The sequence below is a fragment of the Bradyrhizobium sp. CCBAU 11386 genome (assembly GCF_028128955.1).
GTDB lineage: Bacteria > Pseudomonadota > Alphaproteobacteria > Rhizobiales > Xanthobacteraceae > Bradyrhizobium.
In genome coordinates, this window is record NZ_LBKA01000242.1 from 35,223 (window position 1) to 47,776 (window position 12,554).

A 12,554-nucleotide genomic window follows, 5' to 3' on the forward strand; every position below is an offset into this window, starting at 1 on the left:
GATCGTTAAAATGCGAACGATCGGCTCAATCGGGAAACAAGCCGGCTTTGCGACATTGCGCCATCCGCGTTCCGGAGGGTGCGATGAGCGAAGCCGAATTCAACTTGCTGCTGGATGCCGTCCGCGACGCCATCGTCCATGACGATTTTGCGCCCGCGCCGGAGGAGGAATTCGTGCCCCGCTCGTGGAGCTTCGACGCAACGCCCAAAGCCGCCAATGACAATGAGGGCGCCTGGCCCATCCTGCCGTTTCCGGACGGCTGGTACGCTGCCTGCTGAGGCCGGCTTCACCGTGAACGGATGCGCCCGCCTGCTGGGCGGTTCGGCATCGCAACGCGCCGGGACCCGGCACGGCCACGATCAATTCTTGACGCGCTCCTCGCCGTCCTGCGGCACCCGGTCGGGTGCGGCCGGCGGAAAGATGCTGTCATAGATCGCGCGCGCCTCGCGGATGAGGCGAGCCCGCTCCAGCTCGGATTTCGGGACAAATCGAACGACGTCGCTCACGTGCTCTCCAGCTTTCAGGGTTCGTGCTGCATCACTTCGCAGATGCGAAGTCTATGCCATCGGGCCTGAATCGCGGGTTCCGCCAAGCCCCGGGCAAACCCGGTGTAGCGTCCCGCCTCACCCCGGCAGCCGGCTGCGAGCGGTATCGGCGGAACCCGCGCCGAAATTTGATTTTTTGCTGAAAAATCAGAAGCTTGTGATGGAGGCCACGACCAGAATTGAACTGGTGTACACGGTTTTGCAGACCGTTGCGTAACCACTCCGCCACGTGGCCCCGTAAGGGCGGACCAATATAGGGGATCAATGGCTTAGGCAACCGCCTTCGTCCGACTTTGGCGGTGGCGGCCTCTCTTCCGATGTGGACCGAAGTCAGGCTCGCTTGCCGCGCCGGAAATCGCGCCGGCGGCCCTTTGGGGCGGGCTTTGGCGCCAGTTCGGGCGTCTCCGCCTGCACCTCGCGATAGCGCGTCAGCATCCGCTCGAAGCTCGCATGCAAGGTCTCGGCGATGTCGGGGCGCCGTTCGAGACCGGCCAGGATCGTCGCGGCCGCCTCGATAGTCGACAGCCCGTCCTTGCGCGGCTCCTTGCGCAGACGCCCGTAGCGCGAGGGGCGCGACGGGTTGAGGATCACGCGCTGGCATTTCAGCATCCAGGGATTGCGCCACCACAGCGCCTTGGCCTGGCTCCAGGTGCCGTCGAGCAGCACGATTCCTTCGAGCTTGCCGAGGATCGCGCGCTGGTTCTCGGCGACCTCGCCCTTGCGGGTCAGCGCCACGATCTCGCCCTCGGCCTCGAGATCGGCGGCGCGGGCCGAGCCGAGATAGAGCACCGCCCAGCGCGCGGCATTCTCGACCGGCTGCCCCAGCGCCTTGGACAGGCTCGGCCAGGACAGGCCGACGCGCACCACGGCCTTGGGGAAGTGCTTCGCGGTCAACCGCGCGGTGCCGAGTGCCCTGTCCTGCTCCTGCGGGTGCTGGAGGATCAGGAGGCCGAGGCGATTTTCAATGGGCGCGACACTGTCGCAGATGCACAGCGGCATCGCCTTCTGGCAGTGCGGGCATTCGGGGATGGCGTCGGCCGGCGCGGCGGCAGTGGGGTTCGACATGGCCGCCGCTATACGCTTTGCACCGCGGTTCAACAACCTATTCCGCCGGTGCGGGCAGCGGACGCGGCTCTGATCGCCGCCGCAGGCGGTCGATCAGCAGGTAGATCACGGGCGTGGTGTAGAGCGTCAGGATCTGCGAGACGAACAGGCCGCCGATGATGGTGATGCCGAGCGGACGGCGGAGCTCGGTGCCGGGCCCGGTCGCGACGACCAGCGGAATGCCGGCGAACAGCGCCGCCATCGTCGTCATCAGGATGGGGCGGAACCGCGCCTGGCAGGCCTCGAAGATCGCCTCCGCCGAGGACAGGCCGCGCTGGCGCTCGGCGTCGAGCGCGAAATCCACCATCATGATGCCGTTCTTCTTGACGATGCCGATCAAGAGGATGATGCCGACGAAGGCGATCACCGTCAGCGGCGTATTGGTGATCTGCAAGGCCAGCAGCGCGCCGAGGCCGGCCGAGGGCAGCGTCGAGATGATCGTGAGCGGATGGGCGAGGCTCTCATAGAGCACGCCGAGCACGATATACATCGCCACCAGCGCGCCGAGGATCAGCAGCGGCTGACGGCCGCTGGTCCTGGCGAAATCGCCGGCATTGCCGTCAAAGCTGCCGCGGATGCCTTCCGGCATGTGCAGCTCCTCCACCGCGCGCTGGATGTTCTGCGTCGCGGCCTGGAGCGGCACGTCGGGCAAGAGGTTGAACGACACCGTGGTCGAAGGGAACGACTGCGAATGATAGACCGCGAGCGCGGCAAGGCCGCGCGTCGCGCGCACCACGGCCGACAGCGGCACCTGCACGTCGCCCGCGCCGGCGACATAGATGCGCTCGAGGTTGGAGGGATCGACCTGGAATTTCGGATCGATCTCCAGCACGGTCATGTACTGGTTTCGCTGGGTGTAGATGATCGAGATCTGCCGCTGCGAGAATGCGTTGTTCAGCGCGTTGTCGATGTCCTGAACCCTGACGCCGAGCGCCGAGGCCTTCTGGCGGTCGATGCTGAGCGTCAGCTGAAGCCCGCCGGGATCGCGATCGCTGGAAATGTCCGTGATGCCTTCGACGCTCTCCATGCGCTTGGCGACGATCGGCGCCCATTTCTGCAACAGGTCGAGATCGGTCGAGGAGAGCGTGTACTGGTAGTCGGAATCGCTCTGCCGTCCGCCGGCGCGCACGTCCTGGGCGGCAAACATGAAGAGGCGGATGCCGGGCACCGGGTACAGGGCGCGCCTGAGACGGTCGATCACGACCTGCGTCGAGACGTGGTCGCGCTCCTCCGGCGGCTTCAGGCTGATGAACATGGTGCCGCGGTTCGAGGTCGCCGCTCCCGGGCCCCCGCCTCCGCTGCCGACGGTCGAGCCGATGCCGGCCACGGCCGGATCCTGCATCACGATGTCGGCAAGCCGCTGCTGGAGGCCGAGCATCGACTGGAACGAAATGTCGGCCGAGGCCCGCGTCGCGCCGATGACGAAGCCGGAATCGTCGGTCGGGAAATAGCCCTTGGGCACCTTGATGTAGAGCGTCACCGTGAGACCGATGGTGGCGAAGAACACCAGCAACGTCAGCAGCGGGAATTCCAGCACGGTGCGCAGGGTGCGGGTGTAGAAGGCGACGATGCGCGACAGCGAGCCCTCGATCAGGCGATCGAACAGGGTCGCGGTGCCGGAGGTGGTCTGCCGGATGTAATGGGCGCAGATCATCGGCGTCACCGTCAGCGACACCAGCGTCGAGACCAGGATCGCGAAGGTGAGCGTCAGCGAGAATTCGCGCAGAAGGCGGCCGACGATGCCGTCCATGAAGATCAGCGGCGTAAAGGCGGCGATCAGCGACAGGCTGATCGACACCACGGTGAAGCCGATCTGCTTGGCGCCCTCCAGCGCCGCCTGGAACGGCCGCATGCCGTGCTCGAGATTGCGGAACATGTTCTCGATCATGACGATGGCGTCGTCGACCACGAAGCCGACGGAAATGGCGAGCGCCATCAGCGACAGATTGTCGATCGAGAAGCCCGCGACCCACATCCCGGCGCAAGTGCCGGCCAGCGCCAGCGGCACCGAGATGCCGGCCGCGATCGTCGGCGTCATCCGCCGCAGGAACACGAACACGACGACCATCACGAGGATGGCGGTTGCCAGCAGCGTCCACTGCATGTCCAGGACGCTGGCGCGGATCGTGCTGGTACGGTCGACCAGGGTGGAAATGACCACGCCTGCCGGGATCCATTGCTTCAGCTCGGGGATCAGCGCTTTCACGCGGTCGACGGTGTCGATGACGTTGGCATCGCCCTGCTTGGTGATCTGGATCAGCACCGCCGGCTGCTTGTTGAACCAGGCGATCGAGCGGGCGTTGCGGACGGAGTCCTCGATCTCGGCGACGTCGGAGAGCCGGACGAAATTGCCGTTGGAGCTCTTGATGACGATGTCGCGGAACTCTTTCGCCGTGCGCATCTGCTTGTTCAGCGACAACGTCTCGCTCTGGCGCTCGCCGTTGAAGATGCCGACGGGACCAAGCGGATTGGCGTTGACGATTGCGGTCCGTACGTCGTCGGTGGCGATGCCGGCGTTCGACAGCGCCACGGGATTGAGCTGCACCCGCACGGCCGGCTGGTCGGCGCCGCTGACCGTCACGTCGCCGACACCGGGCACCTGCGAGATGCGCTGCGCCAGCACCGTATCGGCGACGTCGTAGATCGCACTGGCGGACAATGTCTTCGAGGTCAGCGCCAGCACGAAGACGGGCGCGCCGGCGGTGTTCGCCTTGCGGAAGCGCGGCATCGTCGGCAGATCGCTCGGCAGGTCCACCAGCGCGGCGTTGATCGCCGCCTGCACGTCGCGTGCGGCCTTGTCGATGTTGCGGCCGATGTCGAACTGGAGCTGGATGTTGGAGACGCCGAGCGACGACGTCGAGGTGATCTGGTTGATGCCTGATATCTCGCCTAGCCGCCGCTCCAGCGGCGAGGCCACCGTCGCCGCCATCACGGAAGGGTCGGCGCCGGGCCGGCTCGCCGAGACGAAGATGGCGGGGAAGTCGACGTTCGGGACCGAGGCGACGGGCAGGAACTCGTAGGCGACGACACCCAGCAGGAACAACCCGATCGACAGCAGCGTGGTCGCGACCGGACGGCGGATGAAGGGCTCCGAGATCGATGCCATCACTGCATCCCCTCGGTCGCGCCCGCGACCGGCGGGCCGCCGGGTTCGGCCGGCGGCAGCGCCTGCTCGAGGCGGCGGTTGATGCGGTCGAGCGCCAGGTAGATCACGGGCGTGGTGTAGAGCGTAAGCAGCTGGCTCAGCAGCAGACCGCCGATGATGGAAATGCCGAGCGGAAAGCGCAGCTCGGCGCCGGTGCCGCTCTCGATCGCCAGCGGCAGCGCGCCGAACAGCGCCGCCAGCGTCGTCATCATGATCGGGCGGAAGCGCAGCAGGCAGGCCTGCACGATCGCCTCGTTCGGCGACATCCCCTGCCCGCGCTCGGCCTCGAGCGCGAAGTCGATCATCATGATCGCGTTCTTCTTGACGATGCCCATCAACAGGATGATGCCGATCAGGCCGATGACCGAGAGATCCTGTCCGAACAGGACCAGCGCCAGGATCGCGCCGACGCCGGCCGAGGGCAGCGTCGACAGGATGGTGATCGGGTGGATGTAGCTCTCGTAGAGCACGCCGAGCACGATGTAGATCGTGATCACGGCGGCGAGCAGCAGCCAGGGCTGGCCGGCGAGTGCCTTGGCGAATTCGGCGGCATCGCCCGCATAGACCCCGACGATGCTGTTGGGCATTTCGATCCGGGTCTCGATCGTCTTCACGGCTTCGACGGCATCGCCGAGGGCCGCGCCCGGCGCGAGGTTAAAGCTGAGCGAGATCGCCGGGAATTGCGCCTGGTGCGAGATCGCAAGCGGCGCGGTGGTGCGCTTCAGGGTCGCCACCGCCGACAGCGGCACCTGGGCGTTGGGCGCGCCGACGGTGGCGCTCGCGGCGCCCGGCAGATAGAGCTTCGACAGGATCGAGGGATCGCGCTGGTACATCGGCAGCGCCTCCAGCACGACGCGGTACTGGTTGGCCTGACCGTAGATGGTCGAGATCTGCCGCTGCGCAAAGGCATCGTTCAGCGTATCGGTGATTCCTTGCAGGCTCACGCCGAGCTGGCCCGCCCGCGTTCGATCGACATCGAGCTGCGCCCGCAAGCCGCCCTCCTGCGCCTCCGAGGAGACGTCGCGGAACAAGGGATCGCGCCGCATTTCCGCAACCAGCTTGCGCGCCCATTCCGACACCAGCGCCGCATCCGTGCCGGTCAGCGTGTACTGGTATTGCGAGCGGCTCGACTGGGTCGAGATCTGCACGTCCTGCACCGGCTGGAAATAGACGGTCATGCCGGGGATGCCCGCCACCCTCGTCTTCAGCCGGGTCACGACCACGCTGACGTCGTCGCGCCGCTCGCCGCGCGGCTTCAAGGTCATGACGAGACGGCCGACATTGGTGGTCTGATTGACCGAGCCGGCGCCGATCACCGAAACGACGCCGACCACATCAGGATCGGCCTTGATGGCGTCGGCCGCCTCGGCCTGCCGCTTCTGCATCTCCGCAAACGAGACGTCGGGTCCGGCCTCCGTCACCGCCGTGATCGAGGCGGTGTCCTGAAGCGGCAGGAAGCCTTTTGGCGCCACGACGTAGAGAACGAGGGTTGCGATCAGCGTGGCGAAGGTCACGATCAGCGTGGCGCGCTGGCGCTCCAGAACCCAGAGCAGTGTGCGGTGATAGAACTCGACGGTGCGGTCGATGAAGCGGCTGATGGCGGCGAGGCCCGGCACCGCCAGTTCCTCATGGGCGTGCCGCAGCAGGCGCGAGCACATCATCGGCGTCAGCGTCAGTGAGACCACCGCCGAGGTCACGACCGCGATCGTCAGCGTCAGCGCGAATTCGCGGAACATGCGCCCGACGAGGCCCGACATGAACAAGAGCGGGATGAACACCGCGATCAGCGATACCGTCAGCGAGATCACCGTGAAGCCGATTTCGCTGGCGCCCTTCAGCGAGGCTTCCATCGGGCCGTCGCCGTTCTCCATGTGGCGGACGATGTTCTCGATCATCACGATGGCGTCGTCGACCACGAAACCGGTGCCGATCGTCAGCGCCATCAGCGACAGATTGTCGAGGCTGAAGCCGGCAAAATACATGATGCCGAAGCTCGTGATCAGCGACAGCGGCAACGCCACGCCGGCGATCAGCGTGGCCCTGAGCGAGCGCAGGAACAGCAGCACCACCAGCGTCACCAGCACGACGCTGAGGATCAGCGTAAACTGCACGTCGCGCACCGAGGCGCGGATGGTGACGGTGCGGTCGGAGACGATGGTGAGGTTCACGCCGGCCGGAATGGCGCGCTGGACCTTGGGGATTTCGGCGCGGATATGGCTGACGACGTCGATGACATTGGCGCCGGGCTGGCGCTGGATGTCGATGATGACGGCCGGCGTGCCCTGGTACCAGCCGCCGGTGCGGTCGTTCTCCAGGCCGTCGACGATCTGCGCGACGTCGGCGATCGTGACCGGCGAGCCGTTGCGGTAGGCGATGATGACAGGCTTGTAGGCATCGGCGGCGGCGATCTGATCGTTCGCGGCGATGATGTACGATTGCTGCGCGCCATCGAGCGAGCCCTTCGGCCCGGAGACGTTGGCGTTGGAGATTGCGGTGCGCAGGTCTTCCATGGCGATGCCATAGGCCGCCAGCCGCGCCAGATCCGCCTGGATGCGCACGGCCGGCTTCAACCCGCCGAGCACGGAGACGCGCCCGACGCCCGAGATCTGGCTCAGCCGTTGCGCCAGAAGCGTATCGGCGATGTCGCTCATCGCCCGCAGCGAGATCGTGTCCGAACGCAGCGCCAGCGTCATGACAGGCGCATCCGCCGGGTTCACCTTGGCGTAGGTCGGCGGATAAGGCAGCGTCTTGGGCAGCACGCCGGCGGCCGCATTGATCGCGGCCTGCACGTCCTGGGTCGCGCCGTCGATGTCGCGGTTGAGGTCGAACTGGAGCGAGATCTGGCTGACGCCGAACGAGCTCGTCGAGTTCATCGCCGACAGCGACGGGATCTGGCCGAGCTGCCGCTCCAGCGGCGCGGTGATCAGCGAGGCGATCACGTCGGGGCTGGCGCCCGGCAGCTGCGTCGTCACCTGCACGGTCGGGAAGTCGACCTGCGGCAGCGCCGAGACCGGGAGCGAGAAATAGCCCAGCAGCCCGCCGATCAGGAGCGCGATGCCGAGCAGCGAGGTCGCGATGGGACGGCGGATGAAGGGTTCGGAGACACCCATGGGATGTGCCTGCCGCTCAGGCGGCTGTTGTCGGGATCATGGCTGCTTGGCTCCACTTCCCGATGCCCCCGGCCCCGGTGCCGGTCCGGTCTGTCCCTTCTGGTCGCCTTCGCTGCTGCTCCGCTTGGGGCCATCCTTTTTCTGAGCGTCCGGCCCGCGCGAGCGCTTGCGCGGCGCGAGGTCGGCCGACGGCGTCTGGTCGTCGCGTCCGACGACGACCTTGGAGCCGTCCGACAGATTGGCAAAGCCGGTGGTCACGACGCGGTCGTTCGGCGACAGGCCGCTGGCGATCACCGCGTCATGCTCGTTCTGCTGCGTCACCGTCACGGGCTTGGCCGAGACGACGTTATCTTCGCCGATGACATAGCTGAAGGTGCCGATCGGACCGCGCTGTACCGCCGATGTCGGCACCACCAGCGCCTGCATCAAGGTCTCGACCTTGAGGCGGACATTGACGAACTGGCCCGGCCAGAGCTGGTAATTGGCGTTGGGGAACTCAGCCTTGAGCTTGAGCGTGCCGGTGGTCTGGTCGACCTGGTTGTCGATGCCGGTCAGCTTGCCGGTGTCGATCACGGTGACGCCGTCATTGCCGAACACGTCGACCGCGAGCGCGCCCTTGGCGGCGGCCGCGTTGACCCGCATGATCTGCTGCTGTGGCAGGCTGAACCACACGGCGATCGGCTGCAATTGCGTGATCACCACGAGACCGGTGGTGTCGGACGCGTGGATGATGTTGCCCTGGTCGACCTGGCGCAGGCCGGCGCGCCCGGAGATCGGCGCAACGATCTTGGTATAGCTCAGCGTCGCCGCCGCATTGTCGATCGCGGCCTGGTCGGCCTTGAGCAGCGCCTCGGTCTGCGCGACCAGCGCGCGCTGGGTGTCGGCCTGCTGCTTGGAGCCGGCGTTGGAAGCGGCTAGCTGCTCATAACGGGTGAGGTCAATGCGCTGGTTGGCGAGCTGCGCCTGGTCCTGCGCCTTCTTGGCGACCGCCTGATCGTACGTCGCCTGATAGAGCGCGGGATCGATCTCGCCGACCACGTCGCCCTTCTTGACGTCCTGGCCTTCGGTGAAATTGACCGCGATCAGCTTGCCGTCGACCTGCGAGCGCACGGTCACGGTGTTGAGCGCGCGGATCGCGCCGACGCCGTCGAGATAGACCGGAACGTCCTGAATGCGGGGCGTTGCCGCCAGCACCGGCACCGGCAGGTCGGGCCGCTGGTTGCGGCCGTTCGCCTGCTGCGGCTGCTGATGCCACACGGTCCAGCCGAGATAGCCGAGTCCGCCGAGGATCGCCAGCGTGACCAGAGTCAAGATGAAGCCGCCGCGCGACGATTTCCGCACCGTCCCCGCCTTCGCGTCATCCTTCTTATCCGGCTTAAAGAGCATTGACCGGTTTCTCCATCCTCGGTTCCCAGCCGCCGCCAAGCGCCTGGTACAGGCTGACGATGGCGAGAAGCCGTGCGAGTTGGGCCTGCGACAGCGCGTCTTCCGCCTGGAACAGGGTCAGCTGGGTGTTGAGCACGGTCACGATGTCGGCGGTGCCGGCGCGCAATTGCTGCTCCGACAGATCGAACGCGCGCCGCGAAGCGGTGACGACATCGCGCTGCAATTGCAGCTTGATCGTGGTCTGCTTGATCGAGAACAGCGCATTGTCGACGTCGGTAAAGGCCTGGACGATGGTCTTGCGGTAGGTCTGGAGCAGTTCGTCCTGCCGCGCCTTGGCATATTCGAAATTGCCGAGGATCTTGCCGCCGTCGAAGATCGGCTGCGTCGCGCTGCCGACGAGCTGGAAGAACGCCGCATGCGGCTGGAACAGCGATACCAGCGCCGAGCTTTGATAGCCGCCGTTGCCGGTGAGCTGGATGGTCGGAAAGAACTGCGCGCGGGCATTGCCGATGTTCGCGGTCGCAGACGCAAGCTGCGCCTCCTGCCGGCGAATATCCGGCCGCTGGGTCAGGAGCTCGGACGGCAGGCCGGGCGTCACGCGCGGGATCGCGATGTTGTTCAGCGAGCCGCCGAGCACGCGCACGCTCTCCGGCGGCCGCGACACCAGCACGGCGAGCGCGTTGACGTTCTGATCGAGCGTCTGGCGCAGCGGCGGCACCAGCGCCTTCTGGTTGGCTAGCACGCTCTCCTGCTGGGCGACGTCGAGATCGGTGCCGGTGCCGGCCTTGCGGCGCTCCTTGACGGCATCGAGGATGCGCTGCGCGCTCGCGATGTTGCGCTGTGAGGTCCTAATGCGATCCTGCGAGGCCAGTACCTGGAAATAGGCATTGGCGACGCCGGCGAGTGTCGTCAGCGCGACGACGTCGCGATCGAAACGGTTGGCGTTCGCCGTCTCCTCCGCCGTCTGGAGCGCGTCGCGGTTCTGGCCCCAGAAATCGAGCTGGTAGCTCGCGCTGAGCGAGGCCTGGTAATTGACGACCTCACGGCCGCCATTGGTGAGCCCCGAGGCTGATGAACCGGAGGTGCGCGAATAGGTCTCCTGACCAGTGCCCGACACGCTCGGCAGCAGCGCCGCGCCCGCCTGCCGCGCCTGGGCGTCCGCCTCGACGATGCGCGAGACGGCGGCGGCGATGTCGAGGTTGACGGTCTGCGCCTCCTCCATCAGTTGCGTCAGCTCGGCGGAACGGAAGCCGCGCCACCAATCCAGCGACGGCGGCGCATCCCCCTTCCCCGCGTATTTGTACTGCGTGGGGACATCGAGCGCGGGATCCGGAAGATCCTGCGTCAGCATGCAGGCGCCTGAACCGGCGGCAAGGCACAGCACCGCAAGCCAGCGCGCCGCATGGCGAGTCCGGGACGCAGAACCTAGAGACCGCCGCAGGACGATCGCCGGAACATGCTGTGTCACATCCACCCCCCGCCGGGCAGATCGAGCCGCCACCGCGCAGCCGGATTAACCGATTCGCGGCGGGACAGTCGGGGGGCTTTGTGTAGCTCGATCACAACGGTGATGCTTTCAGCGGAACCTTAAGCTTCATACTAGCCGGGCGCGGAACAGCGGGACAGTCCCGCAGGTGCGAGATGGCGGCCCGGACGCGTCGATATCCCCGGCACGAAAGTGCAAGATGTGGCTGTCTTGCAGAGACTTCTCGTACTTTCCTGCGGTCGCAAAGCGGACTCAAGCTTACCAAGATTTCATGTGATATCGGCGCCACACCCGCACGGATCCGTTTGATCCGGCTGCGCATTGGCCGGCAGCAAGCTCTATGCGGCTTAAGCCCCACCTCAAAGCGCGGCGAGCCATTGTCACCAAGCCGTCAACGATCGAGAAGGAATACGCAGCTGTTGTGCAGATGTGTCGTCCCCCATCCCGCGCCCGGCGGAGATTGGGCGCGAGGGTTGGCCGCGACGACCATTATCTTCCATGCCCTGACAGTTGTCCGACAAATCATTTCACCGGGATCCGGCGCCGCAGCTCGGGAACGCCTTCGCTGATCTTCCCCCGAAATACGGTTGCCTGAAGGGGCACTTCCTCCCGTTTCGCCGCAGCGCAAAAGCCTTCCCCTTTGGCCTCCCAGGCACTAGGTTCTGGCCAACCTGATCAACCCCTTGCCAGTGATTTCCCCCTGACATGACCATTCGAAATGACGTTGTCGAAGCCATCGGCGACACCCCGCTGATCAAGCTCAAGCGCGCCTCGGAGGCGACCGGCTGCACCATTCTGGGCAAGGCCGAGTTCATGAATCCCGGCCAGTCGGTGAAGGACCGCGCCGGCAAGTGGATGATCCTGGAAGCCGAGAAGCGCGGCGAGCTCAAGCCCGGCGGTCTCGTGGTGGAAGCAACCGCCGGCAATACCGGCATCGGGCTTGCGGTCGTGGCCAGCGCGCGCGGCTACCGCACGCTGATCGTGATCCCGGAGACGCAGAGCCAGGAGAAGAAGGACTTTCTCAAGCTGTGCGGCGCCGAGCTGATCGAGGTGCCGGCCCTTCCCTACGCCAATCCCAACAGCTACCAGCATGTCGGCCGCCGGCTCGCCGACGAGCTGCGCAAGACCGAGCCCAATGGCGTGCTGTTCGCCGACCAGTGGAACAATCTCGACAACGCGAAAGCGCATTACGAGTCCACGGGGCCGGAGATCTGGGAGCAGACCGGCGGCAAGGTCGACGGGTTCGTCTGCTCGGTCGGCAGCGGCGGCACGCTCGCCGGCGTCAGCCGCTTTCTGAAGGAAAAGAACAAGAACGTCCGGATCGCCTGCGCCGACCCGCATGGTGCGGGGATGTTCGAGTATTTCAGGACCGGCGAAGCCAAGGCGACGCCGGGCGGTTCGATCACCGAGGGTATCGGCCTCAACCGGGCGACCGCGATCGTCGAGAGCGCGAAGGTCGATGACGCCTATCTCATTCCCGACACCGACGCCGTCACGGAGATCTACGACCTGCTCCAGCACGAGGGCCTGTGCCTCGGCGGCTCGACCGGGATCAACATCGCCGGGGCGATGCGGCTGGCCAAGCAGCTCGGCCCCGGCAAGACCATCGTCACCGTGCTCTGCGATTCCGGCAGCCGCTATCAGTCGAAACTGTTCAATGCGGACTTCATGCGCGCCAAGAACCTTCCGGTGCCGGAATGGCTGGAGAAGCGCAGCAACATCAAGCCGCCGTTCGTCTAGCTCAAGGCAGTCAACGCCGGGTCGGACGGCGGCCCCTG

At 66.1% G+C, this 12,554-nt stretch carries 8 protein-coding genes and 1 tRNA gene; 2 read left to right on the forward strand and 7 right to left on the reverse strand.

Translation table 11 applies throughout. The features are described 5' to 3' along the window. Positions 1-83: 83 nt before the first annotated feature. A complete protein-coding gene (locus XI09_RS27395) occupies positions 84-278 on the forward strand; it encodes a hypothetical protein (protein ID WP_027542736.1) in 195 nt (64 codons plus the stop codon). Between the two features lie 81 nt (positions 279-359). Here XI09_RS27395 and XI09_RS27400 read toward each other — a convergent pair whose 3' ends face one another. The 7 genes from XI09_RS27400 to XI09_RS27430 all read right to left on the reverse strand — a co-directional run bounded on the left by XI09_RS27400 (position 360) and on the right by XI09_RS27430 (position 10,764). Continuing rightward, on the reverse strand, positions 360-506 hold the full coding sequence (locus XI09_RS27400; RefSeq protein ID WP_165448159.1) for a hypothetical protein: 147 nt from the start codon (positions 504-506) through the stop codon (positions 360-362). Between the two features lie 200 nt (positions 507-706). After that, positions 707-780: transfer RNA gene (locus XI09_RS27405), tRNA-Cys, on the reverse strand. A gap of 95 nt (positions 781-875) precedes the next feature. After that, a complete protein-coding gene (locus tag XI09_RS27410; protein WP_271569605.1) occupies positions 876-1,610 on the reverse strand; it encodes a tRNA-uridine aminocarboxypropyltransferase in 735 nt (244 codons plus the stop codon). Between the two features lie 37 nt (positions 1,611-1,647). Next, on the reverse strand, positions 1,648-4,755 hold the full coding sequence (locus tag XI09_RS27415; protein WP_271569606.1) for an efflux RND transporter permease subunit: 3,108 nt from the start codon (positions 4,753-4,755) through the stop codon (positions 1,648-1,650). Next, positions 4,755-7,904: an efflux RND transporter permease subunit gene (locus tag XI09_RS27420; RefSeq protein WP_271569607.1), complete on the reverse strand. Its 3,150-nt coding sequence runs from the start codon at positions 7,902-7,904 to the stop codon at positions 4,755-4,757. Before XI09_RS27420 ends, XI09_RS27415 begins: the two co-directional genes overlap by 1 nt. Positions 7,905-7,940: 36 nt before the next feature. Next, positions 7,941-9,290 (reverse strand): efflux RND transporter periplasmic adaptor subunit, encoded by a 1,350-nt coding sequence (locus XI09_RS27425; protein ID WP_271569608.1) that lies wholly within the window; start codon positions 9,288-9,290, stop codon positions 7,941-7,943. Beyond that, positions 9,280-10,764, reverse strand: a complete 1,485-nt coding sequence (locus XI09_RS27430) for an efflux transporter outer membrane subunit (protein ID WP_271569609.1) — start codon at positions 10,762-10,764, stop codon at positions 9,280-9,282. Before XI09_RS27430 ends, XI09_RS27425 begins: the two co-directional genes overlap by 11 nt. Before the next feature lie 717 nt (positions 10,765-11,481). Between XI09_RS27430 and XI09_RS27435 the strand changes: the two genes are divergently transcribed. Further along, positions 11,482-12,516 (forward strand): cysteine synthase A, encoded by a 1,035-nt coding sequence (locus XI09_RS27435; RefSeq protein ID WP_271569610.1) that lies wholly within the window; start codon positions 11,482-11,484, stop codon positions 12,514-12,516. Positions 12,517-12,554: the final 38 nt, after the last annotated feature.